The sequence below is a fragment of the Streptomyces sp. NPDC040622 genome (genome assembly GCF_055593965.1).
Map to the genome: position 1 here is coordinate 534,562 of NZ_JBVIXD010000008.1, position 19,351 is coordinate 553,912.

General features: G+C 71.0%; 17 protein-coding genes. 7 read left to right on the forward strand and 10 right to left on the reverse strand.

The features are described from left to right. Positions 1-186: 186 nt before the first annotated feature. The gene (locus ACZ592_RS25600) at positions 187-1,152 is read left to right on the forward strand and encodes an ion transporter (protein ID WP_471583953.1); all 966 of its coding nucleotides are present in this window, start codon (positions 187-189) and stop codon (positions 1,150-1,152) included. Here ACZ592_RS25600 and ACZ592_RS25605 read toward each other — a convergent pair. The 8 genes from ACZ592_RS25605 to ACZ592_RS25640 form a co-directional block, all read right to left on the reverse strand. Next, positions 1,137-1,334 carry a hypothetical protein gene (locus tag ACZ592_RS25605; RefSeq protein ID WP_471583954.1) on the reverse strand — a complete coding sequence of 66 codons (198 nt, stop codon included), beginning with the start codon at positions 1,332-1,334 and terminating at the stop codon, positions 1,137-1,139. The two genes, ACZ592_RS25600 and ACZ592_RS25605, sit on opposite strands and share 16 nt — an antisense overlap. Positions 1,335-1,347: 13 nt before the next feature. Then, positions 1,348-2,241: a GDSL-type esterase/lipase family protein gene (locus ACZ592_RS25610; protein WP_471583992.1), complete on the reverse strand. Its 894-nt coding sequence runs from the start codon at positions 2,239-2,241 to the stop codon at positions 1,348-1,350. A 5-nt stretch (positions 2,242-2,246) separates the two neighbouring features. After that, on the reverse strand, positions 2,247-3,158 hold the full coding sequence (locus ACZ592_RS25615) for an acyl-ACP desaturase (protein WP_471583955.1): 912 nt from the start codon (positions 3,156-3,158) through the stop codon (positions 2,247-2,249). Between the two features lie 99 nt (positions 3,159-3,257). Continuing rightward, positions 3,258-4,550 carry a beta-ketoacyl-[acyl-carrier-protein] synthase family protein gene (locus ACZ592_RS25620; protein WP_471583956.1) on the reverse strand — a complete coding sequence of 431 codons (1,293 nt, stop codon included), beginning with the start codon at positions 4,548-4,550 and terminating at the stop codon, positions 3,258-3,260. Beyond that, entirely contained in the window at positions 4,537-5,484 is a 948-nt protein-coding gene (locus ACZ592_RS25625; RefSeq protein ID WP_471583957.1) for a GDSL-type esterase/lipase family protein, read from the reverse strand. Before ACZ592_RS25625 ends, ACZ592_RS25620 begins: the two co-directional genes overlap by 14 nt. A 109-nt stretch (positions 5,485-5,593) precedes the next feature. Continuing rightward, positions 5,594-6,733, reverse strand: coding sequence for an SDR family oxidoreductase (locus ACZ592_RS25630; RefSeq protein ID WP_471583958.1), 1,140 nt, complete (start codon positions 6,731-6,733; stop codon positions 5,594-5,596). A gap of 212 nt (positions 6,734-6,945) precedes the next feature. Then, a complete protein-coding gene (gene mdlC / locus ACZ592_RS25635) occupies positions 6,946-8,553 on the reverse strand; it encodes a benzoylformate decarboxylase (protein WP_471583959.1) in 1,608 nt (535 codons plus the stop codon). A 49-nt stretch (positions 8,554-8,602) separates the two neighbouring features. Then, entirely contained in the window at positions 8,603-9,694 is a 1,092-nt protein-coding gene (locus ACZ592_RS25640) for a Glu/Leu/Phe/Val family dehydrogenase (RefSeq protein WP_471583993.1), read from the reverse strand. Between the two features lie 501 nt (positions 9,695-10,195). Between ACZ592_RS25640 and glsA the strand changes: the two genes are divergently transcribed. Further along, entirely contained in the window at positions 10,196-11,860 is a 1,665-nt protein-coding gene (gene glsA, locus ACZ592_RS25645) for a glutaminase A (protein WP_471583960.1), read from the forward strand. 137 nt (positions 11,861-11,997) lie between these two features. On the opposite strand, the gene ACZ592_RS25650 is transcribed toward glsA, so the two are convergent. Further along, a complete protein-coding gene (locus ACZ592_RS25650) occupies positions 11,998-13,344 on the reverse strand; it encodes a hypothetical protein (RefSeq protein ID WP_471583961.1) in 1,347 nt (448 codons plus the stop codon). A gap of 253 nt (positions 13,345-13,597) precedes the next feature. On the opposite strand from ACZ592_RS25650, the gene ACZ592_RS25655 reads away from it, so the two are divergent. The 5 genes from ACZ592_RS25655 (at position 13,598) to ACZ592_RS25675 (ending at position 18,450) form a co-directional block, all read left to right on the forward strand. Beyond that, positions 13,598-14,305 (forward strand): HAD family hydrolase, encoded by a 708-nt coding sequence (locus tag ACZ592_RS25655; RefSeq protein WP_471583962.1) that lies wholly within the window; start codon positions 13,598-13,600, stop codon positions 14,303-14,305. Between the two features lie 335 nt (positions 14,306-14,640). Further along, complete coding sequence (locus ACZ592_RS25660; RefSeq protein ID WP_471583963.1) at positions 14,641-15,885, forward strand: acyl-CoA dehydrogenase family protein; 1,245 nt, start codon at positions 14,641-14,643, stop codon at positions 15,883-15,885. Next, positions 15,882-16,151: a MoaD/ThiS family protein gene (locus ACZ592_RS25665; RefSeq protein WP_471583964.1), complete on the forward strand. Its 270-nt coding sequence runs from the start codon at positions 15,882-15,884 to the stop codon at positions 16,149-16,151. The genes ACZ592_RS25660 and ACZ592_RS25665 overlap by 4 nt, the downstream gene beginning before the upstream one ends. A gap of 20 nt (positions 16,152-16,171) precedes the next feature. Further along, positions 16,172-17,077 carry a hypothetical protein gene (locus ACZ592_RS25670; protein WP_471583965.1) on the forward strand — a complete coding sequence of 302 codons (906 nt, stop codon included), beginning with the start codon at positions 16,172-16,174 and terminating at the stop codon, positions 17,075-17,077. 104 nt (positions 17,078-17,181) lie between these two features. Continuing rightward, positions 17,182-18,450 (forward strand): FAD-dependent monooxygenase, encoded by a 1,269-nt coding sequence (locus ACZ592_RS25675; RefSeq protein WP_471583966.1) that lies wholly within the window; start codon positions 17,182-17,184, stop codon positions 18,448-18,450. On the opposite strand, the gene ACZ592_RS25680 is transcribed toward ACZ592_RS25675, so the two are convergent. Continuing rightward, on the reverse strand, positions 18,428-19,351 hold a 924-nt coding region (locus tag ACZ592_RS25680), incomplete at its 5' end, for an alpha-isopropylmalate synthase regulatory domain-containing protein (RefSeq protein WP_471583967.1). The two genes, ACZ592_RS25675 and ACZ592_RS25680, sit on opposite strands and share 23 nt — an antisense overlap.

Consider the following 19,351-nt stretch of genomic DNA (forward strand, 5'->3'; position numbering starts at 1 on the left):
ATGAAATGAGATCCCTCACTCATCACATTAGCGAGGTGGAATCATACGACGATGCGATGGCACCCCGACGATGAGATGAATGCACGCGCGTGCGTTAATCGGCATCATCTTTGGGCAGCCAGTACCTTGGTTTCTTGTTCTTGCACGGCGCACGAGACGGGTCGACCGATGCATCTAGCCTTTCGGATGGACGTGACGCAGCGGCAGCGGATCGCGCGGCGCGCCCGATCCCTCACGGAATCACGCCTGTTCTCCACGCTGGCGATGTCAGCCATCCTTGCGAATGCCGGCCTGCTCGGCATGGAAACATACTCCGGACTGACCGAGCGATGGCACTCTTCGCTGCGCACGGCGGAATTCGTCTTCCTCGCCTTCTTCACGATCGAGATCGTTCTCCGGGCGCTGGCCCACGCCGACCATCCCAAGCAATTCCTTCGCGAGCCGTGGAACGTCTTCGACGCACTCGTCATCACCTGTGCCCTTCTTCCCGTGCTCGGCGACAGCACCACCCTGTTGCGTGTTCTGCGGCTGCTCAGGATTCTGCGTGCGGCCCGGTTCCTGCCGCAGATCCGCATCATCCTGACCGCTCTGGTCAAGAGCGCGGCGGGGGCGGCGAGTTTCCTCGCCGTCGGCCTCATGGTGCTCTACATCTACGCGATGGTGGGGTGGATGTGCTTCGGTCGCGCGGATCCGGCACACTACGGCTCGATCGGGCGGGCGGCGCTCACGCTGTTCATCCTCATGACGCTCGACGGGCTCGGAGAAGCGGTCCGTGCGGGACTTGAGATCTCCCCCTGGTCCTTCGTGTACTACGCCACGTATGTCCTTCTGAGCTCCTTCATGCTGGTCAATCTGCTCATCGGCGTCGTCATCAATTCCCTCGAGCAGGCTCGCACCGCGGAGAATGCGTTTGACTCCGCCGAGGCCGGTGACGGTACCGACGCCCCGCATTCCGATGCCCCGGAGGCTGCTGTCCCACCGGCATCACGGAATCCGAAGAATGCCGACACTGCCCCGGGGCTGATGAGCATTCAGGACCGTTTCACGACGGCCCGGCGTGCTCTAGACGACGCGGAACGCCTGTCTCTGGGGGCGCTGCCACAGCAGTCGCACCAGCCGAAACAGGCGAACAACACTCAGTCCAAGCGCTGACCCGGCGTCAAGTCGTCGTGGGCCAAGAGCGGGTTCCGGTCGCCGCTCAGCACGCGGAACATCTCGTCGGTGAGGCACTGTTCCTGCTCCGATGAGCAGGGCGCGGGAACGGGGCGGTCGGGAACGTCGGCGGCCGTCGCCCCGGCCGGCAGGACAGCGAGCACGTGAGTGGCGGACTGCACGTGCGGGCTCCCTTCACTCCTTCGCCCGGCTCGTCGTGGCCGGCAGGGGGTGGTGGCCGAGGCCGACCACGGCCAGGTCCTGTCCGGCGCCCGGTGCGCAGTGCAGTCCCGGCACCATGACCGCGGCCTGAAGTGCCTCGTCGAGCAGCACCTCCCGGCCGCCGCGGTCGGGGCTGACGTCGGACGCGGCCAGCAGGGCGGGCAGCAGGCGCTCCAGGTGCACGGCGTACCCCTCTGCCGAGGGGTGGAAGGAGTCCCGGGCCAGCAGCGTGTCCGCGCCCCGCACGAGGAGCCGGCTGTCGTACAGGGACACCGCGCGTGCGCCGGCCCGCACCGCTTCGCGGGTCTGGAGCATCGCGAGACGGCGGCTGCGGCGCCCGGCGGGGCGACGGACCCAACGGCGCAGGGACGGCTGGTGGCGGATCTGGGGACAGCTGGCCAGTACGACGGACCAGCCCATGTCCCGCAGCGCGCCGAGCTGCTCGGCGAGACGCCTGGCCGAGGTGGCCATCCGCACGGGCGTCAGCACATCGTTGCCGCCCACGATCACCACCGCGGTTCCGGGGGCGCCGTCGAGCCGGCCGAGCCGCTCGACCTGCCGGCCGAGGAAGGTCGCGGTGGTGCCGAAGCGGGCGAGCACCGTGAGGTCGACGGGGCGGTCGGCCGCGGCGGCGAGCTCGGCCGCCAGCACCGCGCCCACGGCACGGGAGGAATGTCCCGCGCCGACGGAGAGGGCGAGCGAATCGCCGAGGAGCGCCAGCCGCAGGGGTTCGCCGGACGGCGCGCCGTACCGTCCCGAGCACGGAGGGATCTCGGTGCGGTCAGGCAGGACCGGGGTGGCGAGCACGGACCATGCGTACCACCGCAGCAGGTGCTTCTTCAGATGGCGGCCGATGCCGCTGTGCATCCCGCTCACCGATGCGCCGCCTGGGCGAAGCGCTCGGCCTGGCGTTCCGCGTCGGCCTGCAACCGCTCGGTGAACGAGGCGAGTTCGCCGCGCAGGGCATCCGCCGACGTGTCGAGTCCGGACAGCTCGAAGATGCGCCAATGCCGCAACAGCGGCCCGAGAATGTCGTTCCAGTGCACGCCGAGGTTGTAGATGTCGGCGCGGGCGATGGCGATGGCCTTGCGCCGGAAGCCCGGGATCTGGGCTCCGGGCATCTCGAAGGCCATGACTTCCCGGCAGATCGCCCGGACCATGGCCGACGGATCGACGGCGAGCGCCGCGTCCACCAGCGAGCGGTAGAACACCATGTGCAGGTTCTCGTCGGCCGCGACCCTGGACAGGAGTCGGTCGGCGACCGGGTCCCCGGTGCGTCGGCCGGTGTTGCGGTGGGCGACCCGCGTCGCGAGTTCCTGCAGGGCGACGTAGGCGATCGCTTCGTGAACGGTGCGGTCCCCGCCGTCGTAGCCCGCCTCCATGACCGCGATGCGCCGGCGTTCCAGTTCGTCCGCGTCCACGCTGCGGGTGACGACCAGATAGTCCCGGATGGCCGTGGCGTGGCGGCCTTCCTCCGCCGTCCAGCGGTGCACCCAGGTGCCCCACGGGCCTTCGCGGCCGAAGCGCATGGCGATCTCGTGGTGGTAGCTGGGCAGGTTGTCCTCGGTGAGCAGGTTGACTTCGAGTGCGGCCCGCACCTCGGCAGAGAGCGGCGACTTGTCCGGGTCCCAGGCTTCGAGCTCCGCCTCTTCGGTCTCGGCGAAGTCCTGGCCCCGCCCCCAGGGCACGTAGCGGTGGGGCATCCATTCCTTGGCCATGCTCAGGTGCCTGTTGAGGTTCTCCTCGACGACGGGTTCGAGCTCCGTGAGCAGATCGATCGGCATGCGGACTTCTCCCGTGGTGACGTGGTGACGTGATGGCTCGGCGACTTGGCGGAGCGAGAGGCAGGGGCAGGGGCAGAGCCCTTGAGAGGTGCTGACGTGTCACACCGACCGGAAGGCCAGCGCGACGTTGTGCCCGCCGAAGCCGAGTGACGTGCTCAACGCGGCGATGGGCCCTTCGGGCAGGGGGCGCGGCTCGTCCCGGACCACGTCGAGGTCGATGTCCGGGTCCTGGTCGTCGAGGTTGATGCTCGGCGGAGCCGTCCTGTGGTGCAGCGCGAGAGCGGTGAACGCCGCCTCCACGGCACCGGCCGCCGCGATCAGGTGTCCGGTCATCGACTTGGTGGCGGAGACCGCCGCGCCGTCGAGCGCCGGCCCCAAACCCCTTCTGAGGGCGCGGGATTCGGCGAGATCGCCCGTCGGCGTGGAGGTGGCGTGGGCGTTGACGTGCACCACGTCCGCAGGTACCAGTCCTGACCTTTCCAGTGACAGGTCGATCGCCTGGCACAACTCGCCGCCGTCCGGGTGCGGTTGGGCGATGTGGTGGCTGTCGGCCGTGGTCGCGGAGCCGGCGAGCTCGCAGTAGACGCGGGCCCCCCGGGCCCGGGCGTGCTCGGTGGATTCGAGGACGAGGGCCGCCGCCCCCTCCCCCATCACGAAGCCGTCCCGTCCCCTGTCGAAGGGCCGCGAGGCCCGCTCCGGGTCGTCGTTCCGGGTCGACAGGGCGCGCATGGCGGCGAATCCGGCGATGGCCAGAGGCCTGACGATCGCTTCGCTGCCTCCCGCGAGGACGACGTCGGCGTGCCCGAGGCGAATGAGTTCGGCGGCGCGGGCCACCGACTCGGCACCGGACGCGCACGCGCTGACCACCGCGTGGACCCCGGCCCTCGCGCCTGTCTCGAGGCCGAGGACCGCGGCTGGGCCGTTGGGCATCAGCATGGTCACGGAGAAGGGGCTGATGGAGCGCGCGCCCTTCGCTCCCAGGGCCTCGAACTGGTCGAGTGTGGTGCCGAGACCGCCCATTCCGCAGCCGAAGACGGTGGCGACCCGGCGCGGGTCGAGAGGGCAGTCGCCGCCGGCCGCGCCCCGATATCCGGCATCCGCCCAGGCCTCGCGCCCGGCGATCAGCGCCAACTGGCCGCTGCGGTCGAGGTGTCGGCGTTCCGGGCGGGCAAGCACCTCCTCGAAGTCGGCGGGTACGCGGGCGGCGATGTGCACCGGCAGTTCTTCGGCCCAGTCCTCGGGGAGCCCGCCGACTCCGCTGGTGCCGCGCAGCGCCGCGGTCCATGTCGTCGGAACACCGTGCCCGATCGGGGTGAGCGCGCCCAGGCCGGTGATGGCGACGCCTGGAGTCGCCCGGGCGGTCCGTGACGGCACGACGTCAGACCGAGGCATCGGCCAACCTCCTCGACCGGTGGAGCCGCAGCGCGACCCGATCGCCTCCCAACGAGGCGAAATGGGCATCGGGGGTGTTCGCGTGCTCGGCGATGTCGGCGGCCGGGAAGTCGAACTCGCCGGGCCCCGGTCGTGCCCTCTCCGGTGCGAGGCCTCCCGCCGCGGCCCGCACGGCGGGCAGCAACCGGTCCACGGCCCTGGCGTGGGCGACGGCTGACGGGTGGAAGCCGTCGGCCGCGTGTGCGCGTGCGGGATCCTCGCGACAGAGCGGTTCCGCGAGCGAGGTGACCCGGGCGCCTTCGGCGAGCGCGACCGCCGTCTGCAGCCGGGCCAGGCGCCGGGCGCGCCGGCGTACCAGCGAGCGCACCGGGCGCCGCAGCCCGTCCCCCCATCCCACGTCGGGGCGGGGCGCCACCACGACCGCGCAGTTCTCGGTCCGCATCAGCCGGATCTGGCAGGCGAGCCGCCTGGCCCGGCTGCGCAGGCGGACCGGGCACAGCACGTCGTCGGCTCCGGCCATGACCACCACCACGTCCGGTTCGGCCCAGAGGGCCGCTTCCGCCTGGCTCTGCATCGGCGCGGCGGTGCCGCCGCGCACCGCCGCGACCCGCACCTCGACGGGTCGGGCGATCTCGGCCGCGAGGGCCGTGGCCAGCAGCGCGGCGGGAACCTGGTCGGGCCGTTCGGCGCCGAGGCCCAGGCTGGTGGAATCGCCGATCAGCATCAGACTGAGGGCTGTCGCCGGTTCCTGGCCGTACTGACCGAACCTGCCGTACTCGCCTTCCTCGCCGTACCGGCCGTCGGCCGTGAAGAGCGGCAGCCTCGCGGTGCGGTACCGCGATCCCGCCAGACAGGCCGCGCGACAACGGGTCAAGAGTCTTCGGGCGCCCCGATGCAGTGCCGATTCGGTTGCCGGGGTCGAAGTCGTGCTCATGTGTACCTCCTGGGACCGGAGGGACATCGGAGTGGGGAGACAGATGTCCCGTGGTCCCTGCAGTGAGTTGAGGTGATGCCTGCCTCGGACGGGTGAGGCCTCGCCCGCGTCACACGGAGACGGGGAGCACTCCCACGTGCGGCCCGCCGTCGGGCGCCACGGCCGTCGTGGCGGCCCCCTTCATGCCACGCACCAGGTAGTCGGTGGTGATCCGAGGGGCCCGCACGCTCAGTCCGAGCGAGTCGAGGCCACCGGTGTCGAAGGACAGCCGTTGCCGCAAGTACGGCAGGACCGCGTCCAGACCTTGCGGAAGGCCGCGCACGTCCATGGGGAGGTGCGCGCTCCCGGCCGGCCGGAACGAGAGCCGCAGGGGAAAAAGTTCCTCGAACGCGTCGACGACGCGAGTGATCGGCGTGTCCCGGGGGTGCACCACGTGCAGCAGCCGGGGCCCCGGGTCATGCGCCCGCTCGGTCACTTCGGCCATGGTGCGCGCGGCCGCCGCCACGGGCAGGAGATTCAACCGCGCCTCGGGATCGCCGGGCAACGCCAGAGTGAGGGCGAGGCGTTCCCGGCCCTGTGTGGTGGCGAACAGCCGTCCGGCGACGGCGGCGAGCTGGGCGAGTCCGTGGCGCGGGAGCTCGGGGTGGTCGGCCATGTCGGTGACCAGGAGGCCCGTCCGGTGCACGACCGCCCGGGTGCTCGTGTCGGCCGCGTAGCTGTGCACATACCGGTCGGCGTCGGCATGCGCCCGCTCGTGCGGGTTGCGGCAGGCGCCCGGCTCCAGTGCGGCTCCCGCTTCCGTGACCGTCCCCGGCGGCTGCGCTCCGTGCGCGAGCACGGTACTCACCTGGTGAAACACCGTCGGGCGTTCTCCCCAGGCTGCCAGCGGAAGCAGCGCGTGCGCCCCCAACGCGGGCACTCCGCCGGCGAAGTCACATCCCCGGGGCCGCTCCGGGCTGGCCGGGCAGTGCCACAGCGCGTCGAAGCGCTCCGCGAGACGGCGGTACGTGCCGCGGCCGATCCCGAGGTGGGGCGCCTGCGGGTCCACGTACACCGCGGCCAGGTACCGGCTCATCTCCAGGACCGATTCCCTCGGGTAGCCGAGGAGCGCCAGCCGGTCGAGCAGGCGCCTGCGTGAAACTGCCGGGTCGCAGGTGGCGAGCAGCGTGAGCCGGTGTGCCCTTGCGAGGAACTCCGCGGCGAGCCGGGGCCCGAGGAAGCTGGACCCTCCGGCGAGTGCGATGTCCATACGCGTCAGTCCTCTCTCCCTCTTGCGGTCTCTCCGTCCGCCCTGTCGACCGCGGCGCGCTTGTGTCACCGGGCGAAGTGACGGTCCGGGAGCATCCGTCAGGTTGGCTCTGTCTTCGTTTGTATCGATCGTTCCTGCGGCCGGGACGACCCCGACCGGCCTCCTGGCCTGTTGAACATGTTGAAATCCTGCCGTTCACCCTGCGTGGCACGTCACCCTTGAGTGGCGAGAGGCACGTGGATGAGGGTCGGCTCCGGCGCGGCGATCGCTTCGCCGAGGAGCGTCTTCAGACGGTCGGTGGACTGCGCCCGGTGAGCGGTGACGCCGTAGGCGGTGGCCAGGCCCATGATGTCGACGCCGGGAAGATCCAGGCCCGGCAGGGAGTCGGCTTCCAGGGTGCGGCCCCAGTTCTTGAGGATTCCGTACTCGCTGTTGTCCAGTACGAGGACCGTCAGGGGAATCCGGTACTGCGCGGCGGTCCAGAATGCCTGCAGCGTGTACTGGATGGAACCGTCGCCGATCACGGCGACCACCGGCCGGTCGGGGCAGGCGAGTTGGATGCCGACGCCGCCGGCGAGGCCGAAGCCGAGGCCGCCCGCGCCCGTGAAGTAGAAGCTGCCGGGCCGCGAGACCGCCGCGGACTGCCAGTAGGCGGGCAGCTGTTGGGCCGCCTCGTTGACCACGATCCCGTTGTCGGGAAGCACTTTGGCGAGCACGCTGAAGATCTCGACGTCCCGCAGGGTGCCTTCTTCGGCCGGGGCCGACTCCCCTTCCGAAGGGCTCTGCACCGGGTGCGGCACGGTCGCGTCCCGTCGACGCACGCCGCTTCGCCCCAGCGCGTGGACGAGACCTTCGGCGGCGGCGACCGGGGAGCCGAGCCACGAGGTGCCGGTCACGGCCCCGGCGGCTTCCTCGGGGTCCGAGGTGACGTGCACGATCCGTGTCCCGGGTGCGGCGGCGGGCCCTCCTGTCCACTGGTAGTACGTGAAGACGGGAGCGCCCAGGGCCAGCACCACGTCATGCCCCTCGAGGGCTTCCGCGACCTCCTCCGGCGACGACGGCAGCGGTCCGCGGGCGGCGATGTGCGTGCTGGGAAATCCCGCCCGCGGCGAGAACGCGGGGAGCCACACCGGGGCGTTCAGGAGTTCGGCCAGTGCGACGGTCGCGGCGTATCCCGCCTCGGTGTCCATCTGCGGACCGGCGATCAGGGCAGGGGCGCGAGCCTCGGCGAGTTCGGCGGCCAGCGTGTCGAGCGCTTCCGGGGCCGGCACGGAGTCACCCGTGAGCGGCCTGTTGACGGTGCCTCCGGCCAGGACGCCGACGCACTGCTCCCAGTCGTCCATGGGGACCGAGACGCACACGGGTCCGGCCGGCGCCTGACCGGCGCGCAGGATGGCCTGGCCGAGCACGGCCGGGGTGTCCTCGGCACGGGCGGGCTCTGCCGTGTGTTTGGCCGCGCCCTGGGCCAGGGCCAGCGGGTGGCGGTTGACCAGGAGGGCCGGCGTGGGCATGGCGGCCCGGATCTGCTGTCCCGCCAGTGCCACGACGGGGCTGCGGGCACCGGCGGCGTTGACCAGTGACCCCATGGCGTTGCCGACGCCGATGGACGTGTGCAGGTTCACCAGCGTGGGCTTCCCCGTCGCCTGGGCGTATCCGTCGGCCATCGCGGTGGCGGTCGCCTCGTTCAGGGCCAGGACGTAGCTGAAATCGTCGGGAAGATCCGCCAAGAAGGGCAGCTCGGTGCTTCCGGGGTTGCCGAAGATGACACGCATGTCGTGCTGGCGGAGAAGGTCCTGGGTGCTCTGCCTGACTGTGATCATGGATTCCTGCCTCGAATGGGGTACGCGGGGGACGGGTCAGCAGCGGGTTTCAGGCATGGGACGCGGCCGCCATGCGCTCTTCGGCCAGCTCGTCGGCGACGGCGCTGGGGACGGACCCGGTGGACTGGGCGGCGGTGAGGATCGACAGCGTGGTGTCGTAGATCCGCTTGGCCTGCTCCCGCGCATGGGCGTCGGCCTGGTCGACGGGAGCTCCTTGCGCTTCTTGGGCCGCGTGGATGACTCCGCCCGCGTTCACCACGTAGTCCGGCGCGTAGAGGATGTCCCGCTGGCGCAGCCGCTCTTCGGCGCCCGGGAACCCGAGCTGGTTGTTGGCGGCTCCGCAGACGACGGCGGCCCGGAGCTTGTTCACGGTGATCTGGTCGAGAGCCCCGCCCAGCGCGCAGGGGGCGAAGACATCCAGTTCGGCGTCGAGAAGTGCCTGCGGCATGACCGTGTGCACCTGGGGGTGCTCGGCGCGCGTGCGGGCCAGGGCGCTGGGCCGGATGTCGGCCGCCAGGACGGATGCCCCTTCCTGGAGGAGCAGTTCGACCAGGTGCTGCCCCACCTTGCCCACACCGCACACGCCCACCCGGCGGCCACGCAGCTCGGGCTCGCCCCAGCGGACCGCGGCGCAGGCCCGCATGGCCTGCAGCACTCCGTAGGCCGTGACCACGGAGGTGTCACCCACTCCCCCGTGCCGCACGGAGCGCCCGACAACATGCTGGGTCTCCTCACCGATGACGTCCATGTCCGCCGCACTCGTGCCCACGTCGCACGAGGTGACGTAACTGCCTCGCAGGGACTCGACGAAGCGGCCGTAGGCGCGCAGAAGTCCCTTGGACTTGCGACGCGACGGATCGCCGATGATGACCGCCTTGCCGCCCCCGTAGGGCAGTCCGGCGAGCGCGTTCTTGTAGGACATGGCGCGTGAGAGGTTCAAGGAGTCCAGCACGGCGTCGGCGGCGCCCCCGTAGGACTGGAAACGCGTTCCGCCGAGGGCCGGGCCGAGGCCCGTGGAGTGGATGGACACGATGGCCTTCAGGTCCGTCGCCCGGTCCTGGCAGAGCAGGACCTGCTCGTGGGTGCCGCCGCGCGCGCCGCTCGAAGCCTTGGCGAAGACACCTCCCGCGAGGTCGATCACGTTGATGTCGGACAGGGATTCCGGATCTGTCGTCGATACGTCGGTGCGCAGGGGCGCGTCCGAGAGGGAGCGGGGCATGTCGGATCCTTCTTCCGGAACGGTGTGAGTGGCAGGTGGATTTACGGAGCGCATCTCGAATTCGGCGCATCCGAAATTCGGCGCACTCCTAATCGTCACCGATATCGGGGCGTCATCGCATGCGCCGCCCTTCAACGGTTCCCGTCGCCGCGTTTCCAACCGCCCTCCCGTGCCGGTGAACTGTTGAGCGTGTTGAATCACCGACCTCTCCGGCACCCCATCCACCTTCTCAATAAGGGGAGTTCGCGTCTCCACGGGGAGCGAGTGCGCAGCACACCGGTAAGCGCCGTCGCGCGCCCCCACCGGGTGGGAATACCCTGCGCGCGTCACCCACATGGCGGTCAGGATATGAATGAAGCGGCGTAATGCGGTCAGCAGAACAGAAGGAATCCACTCGACGCGCACGAGGAAAGGAAGACGGCCATGCGGCCCAGCACCCACAAGAAGACCGCGGCGAACGGAACGGAGAAGGTCACCGAAGGAGATGCCTACGCGCCCGCGTATCGGGTCCTCTTCGACGCGTTCGACGACGACAAGAACGGCACGCTCTCACGGAACGAATTGCTCACCCATCTCAAGGTGATGGGGATCCTCGAGGACGACCCCCGCCTCCAGGGCATCCTGGCGGCCACCGCGGACGGTGAGAGCGAGAAGGAGATGAGCTTCGAGGAGTTCGTCACCCTGATCCAGGAGCACAGCAGCCTCATCCAGCGCGCCATGAGCGGGACCTTGGCGGTGCCGGACTTCCACGGGCTCGCCACCGACATCGACCGCATGCACAAGGAGCTCCTGGAGGTGCGGTCCGGGGAAGTCGCCGGGTACATCCCGCAGCTGGCCCGTGTGGACCCCGAGCAGTTCGGCATCTCGGTGTGCACGGTGGACGGCCAGCGCCATTCCATCGGCGACACGGACGTCCCGTTCTGCGTGCAGTCGGTGTCCAAGACCATCAGCTACTGCATGGCGCTCGAAGAGCACGGGGTGGAACCCACGCACCAACACGTCGGGCGCGAGCCGAGCGGCCAGAGCTTCAACGAGCTGACCCTCAACCGGACCGGACGCCCGCACAACCCCATGATCAACGCGGGCGCCATCATGAGCTGCTCGCTGATCGGCCCCGGCACCTCGCTGGCCGACCGCTTCGACCAGGTGGCGCAGACCTGGCAGCGCCTCGCCGGAGGCCGTCGGCCCGGCTTCAACAACGCGGTCTACTTGTCCGAACGGCAGACCGCCGACCGCAACTTCGCCCTCGGCTACTCGATGCGCGAGAGCAAGGCGTTCCCCGACAGCACCGACCTCAAGGAGACCCTGGAGTTCTACTTCCAGACCTGCTCGATCGAGCTCGACGCCCAGATGCTGGGCATCGTCGCGGGCACCCTCGCCAACGGCGGGGTCTGCCCGCTCACCGGCGACCGGGTGTTCAGCGAGGAGACGGTCCAGCACTGCCTCTCCCTGATGACGTCCTGCGGCATGTACGACTTCTCCGGGGAGTTCGCCTTCACCATCGGCCTGCCGGCCAAGAGCGGTGTGTCCGGTGCGCTGATGGTCGTCGTTCCGCAGCTCATGGGGGTCTGCGTCTGGTCGCCCCGGCTCGACGAGCTCGGCAACTCGGTGCGCGGCATCGAGTTCTGCCGCAAGCTCGTGGAGACGTACCAGGTGCATCCGCACGCCGCGGTGGAGGCCCAGACCGACCGCAAGGACCTCCGCAAGCGCCGCAATCAGAGCTCCGTGGAGAGCGTCGTCGCGCTGTGCTGGGCCGCGAGCCAGGGCGACGTGGACGAGGTCCGGCGGCTCGCCGCGTCCGGCACCGACCTCGGAGCCGCCGACTACGACGGCCGTACCGCGATGCACCTGGCAGCGTCCGAAGGGCGGACGGAAGCGGTCCGGTTCCTCCTGGCCCATGAGGTGGCTCCCGCCCCCGCCGACCGGTGGGGCGGCACACCGCAACGGGACGCCGAACGCGAGGGCCACGGCGAGATCGCACAGCTCCTGGAGCAGGCCGCCAAGTCGGCTCCCCGCAAGAAGCCGGGCCGGTCCGCGAAGGACTCCGCCGACAGTACGAGCAGGACGGCGGTCACGGCACAGCAGTAGGCCGAGGCGAGCGACCGCTCCACGGCGGCTCCGGCGCCCGCTCCTCCCCCGTACGGGCCTCGTACGCGTCTCGCGCGGGCCTCGCACGGGCCTCGTACGGGCCTCGTACGGAGCGGCCGGGGCGGCGCGGGGCCGGCTCAGCGCCCTCCCTGCTGGGCCAGGAGCGCCCCTACCGTGCCGTTCGAACGGTACGAGAGGAACTCCCGCCTCAGCGCGGCCCCGGCACGGTCCGCGCTGACGGACTGCAGTCCGACCACGGTCTCCAGGAAAGCCTGCCAGCTGGTGCACGCCTCCTCGATGTGGCCGTGCCGCAACAGCAGTTCCGCCCGCGCCGCGTGGGTGAGCGCATGACCGCGACGGTCCTCGGCCCTGCGGTGCTGCGAGGAGAGGGCCAGTGCGTCGATCGCGCCCCGGACGTCGCCGAGCCCACGCAACGTCTGCGCGCGCTGGTACTCCAGTGCGGCCCGCGGGTAAGCGCCGAAGGGCCCGGCGGACGACCCGTGCTCCTCCCACGCCCCGCAGGCGTCGTCCAGCGCGGCCAGCGCGTCACGGCGCCGGCCCGCACAGGCGCGCGCGACGGCCAGCTGGGCCCCCACGAACGACCGGGTCGCCGGCGCGGTCTTCGACGGCAGCGCGGCGTAGGCGTTCTCGGCGTAGGACAGAGCGGTACGCGGGTGGCCCAGAGCCAGCGCCTGGCTGCTCATCGCCCGCAGGATCACCGCCCACGTGCCGCGGTCGCCGGCCTCGTTGGCGAGCCGGAGCGCCGCGGAGTAGAAGAGCTGTGCCGCGCCGTGGAACCCGCTGTCGCAGTAAAGACGAGCCCGGACGAAGGCCAGCCGGGCGGCCTCCGTCAACAGCTGCCGGTGCACCTGGGGGTTGGCCGGCCTCTTCAGCCACGGCACCACGTCATCGGCGAGGAAGGACGACAGGGCGGACCTGGCGTGACCGCCTCCGTGGCGGTCGAGTCCTGCCGCGAACACACGCACCGCCGCCTCGAGCGTGGCGACTTCCGCCTGCCCCGCCCGCGGCCCGGTCGTGCCGGTGCCGGTGTCCGCCGCGCGCGACGCTTCGCGCCATCGGGTCACGTCGCGCTGCGCCACCAGGTACGGCCGCTCCTGCAGGGACTTGCAGTGCACGAGGTCAGCGTCGGTACTGGTGAGTTCGGCGAGGTGCGCGACGGCGCCGGGACGGGGGCGGGAAGGAGCGGACCCGGCCCGAGCCCCGCTGTCCCGGGGAAAGCCCGCCACCACCGCCGTGATCGTCCGGCCGAGCTTGCGCGACAGCACTTCGGCGACCAGCCCGGGCACCGGGCGGCGCGGTCGCGCCCCCGCCAGCCAGTGGGCGATCGACGTCCGGTCGTAAGACAGCTCGAGACCGATTTCCCGGCCCGCTCGGTTGACCGCCCGCGCAAAGCTCGCGGAAGTCCATTCCGCCTCGGCCAGCAAGGCGCGCAGGCGGTCATTGGGAACGCGTTTGATCGCCAATTTTCTCCTTCGGACCCGCCGCCACGGAGCAACAATCCCGTCCCGGAAGCCGCCTTCAGTATTTCAGCAAGGCATATTCCCCTGACTCATCCGGATATACGGGGGCGCCCGGGGTGCATGGGCGCGCGCCGGGCGCGATGCCGAGCGCGGTTGCAACACGTTCAACACCCAGGCCTGCTCACCGGCCCATGCCGTGCAGACGCTCGGGAAGCCGATCTCCTAACCATCGACATCACGATTCAGGAGCCGAACCTTGACCGTCAAACTGGCAGTTCTGGATATGGACGGCACCCTCTTCGACGGCTTTCTCGCAGCCGACATGGCCAAGGCGCTGGCCACGATGACGGCGGGCGACACGGCCTCGGCCGAGGTCGCGCTCGGCGCGATCCACCGGTACCAGGCAGGCGTGATCAACCACGACCAGTGCGCGCACGACTTCTACGAAGCATACGGGCGGGCGGTGGCCGGTCTGCGCGCCGTGACGGTGGACGCGGTGGCACGGCGGGTCTGGCGGCAATCGTGCCCACGCCTCTTCGACCATGCGAGGCCCCTGATCGACTGGCTGCGGGACCAGCGGATGACCGTGTGCCTGCTGTCGGGCAGCCCCGACAGCGTACTGCGGCCGGCCGCACGGCAGTTGGGCATCAGGCGGTACTGGGGGATGACCGTGGCACAGGACGACGGGTATCTGACGGGACGCGTCGAACGTGCCCCCGCCCTGCGCGGCGCCAAGTCCCAGATCCTGGAGCGGGCCACCCGGAAGGCCTCCGTGGACTGGGAGAACTCCTTCGCCATGGGAGATTCGTCCGCCGACATCGACGTACTGGAGCGGGTGGGCCGTGCGGTCGCCTTCGAGCCCGACGACGTACTGCGACAGGCCGCCGAGCAGCGTGGCTGGACCGTGGCCGACCGCGGCGACGTGCTCGGCCGGTGCCGCCGCGAGTGGCGGGCCGCGGCGTAGACCCGCTCCACCGTCAATGACCGCCCTCCCGTGTCACGTCGGCCTTTCGGGGCGGCGGGGGGCGCGCTGCCAAGAGGGAGCCGTACGGGTGAGCGCCCGGCGGCCACGAGAGCTCCCGTCCCTGCGGGCCGTCCGCCCCCAGCCGTTCAACACGTTCATGCTTCCGCGCCGCGCCGGTCGTTCCCCGGGGCGCCGAGCGGGAATTTGCCTGGGGCAAGCCACTTTCGTACGGCGGAAGGCGGTAGGGAACGTGCTCGGAGAACTTCCGGCAACGAAGTCGCACACCACGGCGCGGGGCCGCGCGGACGTCGCGGACACCACGAACGGAGCGGGCCGTGCCTGAGGGCCTGTGGTCGGCCACCCCCGCCGAACAGAAGGTCGCCGAGGAGGTCGACGACCGCTGGGGTGCTCTCCTCGCCGACATGAGCAGCGGTGCGGACGCCCGTGACGCAGCGGCCCGGCCCGTGCCGGAGCACTACTTCGCCGAGGCCGCCGCCCTGGGCCTGCAGGCCCACACCCTCCCCCACGCGGTCGGCGGAGCGGCCGCGGACCCGCTGACCTCGGCGCTCACCATGGAGCGCGTCGGCTACCTCTGCCGCGAGAACGGGTTTCCCCTGATCCTGGGCACCCGCGCCGTCATCGCCGAGGCGCTCCTCGACTCCGGCCGGCCGGACCTGACCGACCGCTACGTCGTCCCCGTCGCCCGCGGCGAGCTGGGCATCGCCCTCGCCTACACCGAGGACGCGGACGCCTTCTCCATGCGCACCACCCTGCGTCGGTCGGGCAACGGTTACCTCCTCACCGGGCACAAGGCGTTCACGACCGGCGGCCTCCTCGCCGGAGTCTTCCTCGTCTACGCGAACGACGGCGCCGGGGACATCACCGCCTGCCTGGTCCACCGCGACGACCCCGGCGTCACCGTCACCACCCTGGATCCCGTCGGCAACCGCACCTCGGGGCCAGCGTCGCTCGATCTTCGGGACGTGCCCCTGAGCGAGGACCGGATCGTGACGGACGGCGACGGCATCAGCCACGCCCAGCGCCTGCTCAACGCCCGCAGGCTGACGGTCGGCTGTGCCTCCCTCGGTCAGGCACGCGCCCTGGTCGAACTCGGCGTGGCCCGGCTCGCTTCAACCGTCCGGCACGGCCTGCCGCTGAGCGACCTCCCCAACGTCCAGGCCTCCCTCGGCCGCATGTACATCGCGGTCGAGACCGCCAGGGCGGTGCTGTACCGGGCCGCACGCCGAGCCGCCGACCACGAGGACGACCCGTTCTTCGATCCGCTGGTCTCGGCGGCCAAACACTGCGTCACGGACTGCGTCCGTGCGGTGGTGGAGGAGTCGGTCCAGGTCCTCGGCGGCCACTTCTACTACGGCGACCCCTACTTCGGGATCTGTCTGCGCGACTTCACCGGCCTGGTCGCCGCCGCGGGCACCCAGAACCTCCTCGAGGTCAGCCTGGGAAGTCTCGCCGCGACCTGCCTGCCCGCCGGTGACGGCCCCGGCCACGTCACGGCAGCACGACAAGCCACAGTGCCACGACCCGTCACAGCAACGCGAAAGGACAGTGCCCCCGCATGACGACACTTCGCTTCTCCGGCCTGCTGCTCCGCTTCGTCGACTACGAACGGACCATCGTCAGCCATGCCCCGGTCCTGGGTGACGCGATCACCGAGGTCGAGGACCGCTTCCCCCGGCTGCGCCCCGTACTGCGGGACGGCGAGGGCCGGATGAGGGCCACCCACAGGATCTTCATCAATGGCGAGCTGTCCCGCTCCGCCGGGCTGGCCACTCCCCTGCACGAGAACGACGACGTCGAGTTCCTCACCGCCATCGCGGGAGGCTGACCATGCGGATGGCGGCGCCCATGCCCGTACCCACCCCCACTCCCGCGCCCCGCGAGATCACCTTCGAAGTACCCACGAACCCGACCCAGTTCGGCCCTGAACAGCTCCGGCCCCGCTTCCTGCTGGGCCTCTCGATGAGCGCCCTCTCCCAGTGGTTCGCCGCGTACCTGGTCCCCCACTCCCGGATGCTGCACGACCACCTCACCGGATGCGTGATCGGCTCGGTCCACCTCGACTCCCACGTGCCGGACCTGCGCTTCGCCGATGCCGACTGGCTGACGGTCACCGCCCGGGTCGAGGCCGCCGACTCGGGGACGTACCTGCGTCTGAGCGTCGACGTCCGCGCGCGCCTCCAGGCGGACACCGGTTCCGAGCGGCCGGTCGCCTCGGTCCGGACCGACCTGCGCGTGCTGACCGTCCTGGACGGTCAGTCGCTCACGGGAGTTCCCGGCACGCTGCCCATGAACCTCTTCGCCCTCTTCAGGCCGGAGGAGATCTACCGGCCCGACCGCAGGGCGCAGGTGCGCGCCGCCAGGCCGCCGGACGGCAAGGAGCTCATGGGGCCCGCGAGTTGGCTGACTCCGCTGTGCCGCAGCCACTGCGAGGTCGCCGATCAGTGGCTGTACAGCGAGCTCGTGGAGCTCCTGACCCAGTCCAGGGAGCGGTTGTTCCTCCGGGACACCACGCCCCCGCAGGTCGCGAAGGTCGCTGTCGGCCGCCCCGTGCGCAGCTTCACCGCCGTCTTCCGCCGTGCGATGTACGCCTTCGAGACGTGCCGCATCACCACCCGCGCCCTGACCGGCGCGGACGGCCGGGAGGGTGAGGGCACGCCGATGGTCTTCCACCACTCGGTCGACGATCCGGCCCGGCCCGGCGCCTGTGTCACCGCGTGGGAGACCTTGGGGGCGGTGGCGGCCGTCCCGTAGCGTCGCCGCCATCGCCCCCGGAACCTTCACCACTCCAACGATCAGCGAGGATGCCGGCCCGGATGCGTGGAGTTCCCGGAGTTCACGGAAGCAGGGTCGCCGTCGTGGGCGGCAGCATCGCGGGCTGCGCCGCGGCGCTCGCCGCCCATCGCGGAGGCGCCGGGGAGATCGTCGTGCACGAGCGCGCCGAAGGACCGCCGAAGGACCGCGGAGTCGGCCTGGTCATGCACAACGCCCGTCATGCGGAGTTGCGTTCGGTCGGATACCTCACCGCGGACACGCCCTGGGTCCAGCTGACCCGGCGGCGCTGGTACGTGCGGGACAGCACCTCAGCACGCGGCCGGACCTCACCCCTCGGCCGGGAGATCGCGGACACCCCCTTCCCCTTCCGTACGTACGGCTGGGGGTCGCTCTGGGACGAACTGCGCCGCCGCGTACCCGACTCGGCGGAGTTCCGCGTCGGGGCGGTGGTCACCGGCCTCGCACCCACCGCCGGGGGCATGGAACTGACCACGGGCTCCACGACGGACAGCCGGACCGAGCGCTTCGATCTGGTCATCGGCGCGGACGGCTACCGCTCGGTAGTCCGCAGGGCCGTCTGCCCCGACCTGCGACCGGAGTACGCCGGGTACCTCGCCTGGCGGGGCGCGTTCCCCGCGGACCGGCTTGGCGATCCGGCCGCGTGGGCGGACGAGGACTGTGTCTTCGCCGTCTTCCCCGGCGGCCAGCTCACCGTCTTCCGCATCCCGGACGGCTCGGGCGGCCACCGGGTGAACTGGGTCCTCTTCACGGCCCCTCCCCCGTGTCTCGACCTGGCACTGACCGACCCCACGAGCCTCCCGCCCGGCACCGTCACCGAGGCCCTGCACACGCACTTGGCTCTGCTGGCCGAGGCCCATCTGCCGCCCTACTGGGGTGAGTTGGTGGGCCTGACGGCACCCGAAGAACTCTTCATCCAGCCGCTGTACGACTTCACGGCGCCGTACTACACCACCGACCGCCTCCTCCTGATGGGCGACGCGGCCACGGTCGCCCGCCCCCACACCGGTGCCGGGACGGTCAAGGCCCTGCAGGACGCCGGCACCCTCGAGTCCGTGCTCACCGCCCACCCGCGCTCCTTGGCCGACGCCCTCAGGTCGTACGACGCCGACCGCGCTGCCGCCGGTCGCGCCATGGTCGGCCTGGGTCGCCGTCTCGGCCGTGCGCTGGTGCAGGAAGCGCCGGACTGGGGCGCGATGGACCAGTCCGCCCTTGACTCATGGTGCCAACAGGCCGCGGGCGGGAGCCCGCTCGGCGGTCTTGAGCTGACTCGCACGCCGAGTGGGCGGGCAGGCGCAGCGAGCCGACGCCTCAACCACGTGCGGCCCGGTTGACCGCCGAGACCGCCGCCTTCCACGAGGCACGCGTCGCATTCACGTCGATGCCGACGCCCCAGAGCACCCGGCCGTCGATGGCGCACTCGATGTACGACGCCGCCTGCGCCCGCGCGCCTTCGCTCATCGTGTGCTCCTGGTAGTCCAGCAGGCGCGCGTCGAAGCCGGTCGCGGCCAGCGCCTCGAAGCACGCGGAGACCGGGCCGTTGCCGCTGCCCCTCAGGACGGTCTCCACCCCGTCCACGACCGCGTCGACCGTCAGCGTGTCCTGGCCCTGGCCGTCGGTCGTGGTCTGCCCGGACTTCAGCCGGACACGGCCCCAGCGGGCCTCCTCCCGGCCGGCCGGAGCCGGCAGGTACTCGTCCTGGAAGGACGACCAGATCGCCTTCGCGGAGACTTCGCCGCCTTCGGCGTCGGTCTTCGCCTGGATGATCCGCGAGAACTCGATCTGCATACGGCGCGGCAGGTCGAGCTTGTGGTCGTTCTGCAGGACGTAGGCGATGCCGCCCTTGCCGGACTGGGAGTTGACGCGGATGACGGCCTCGTAGGAGCGGCCGACGTCCTTGGGGTCGATGGGCAGGTACGGCACGGCCCACTCGATGTCGTCGATGGTCTTGCCCTGGCTCGCGGCGCGGGTCTCCATCGCGTCGAAGCCCTTCTTGATGGCGTCCTGGTGGGAGCCGGAGAAGGCGGTGTAGACCAGGTCGCCCGCGTAGGGGTGGCGCGGGTGGATCTCCATCTGGTTGCAGTACTCCGCGGTACGCCGGATCTCGTCGATGTCCGAGAAGTCGATCTGCGGGTCCACACCCTGGGAGAAGAGGTTCATGCCCAGCGTCACCAGGTCGACGTTGCCGGTGCGCTCGCCCTGCCCGAACAGGCAGCCCTCCACCCGGTCACCGCC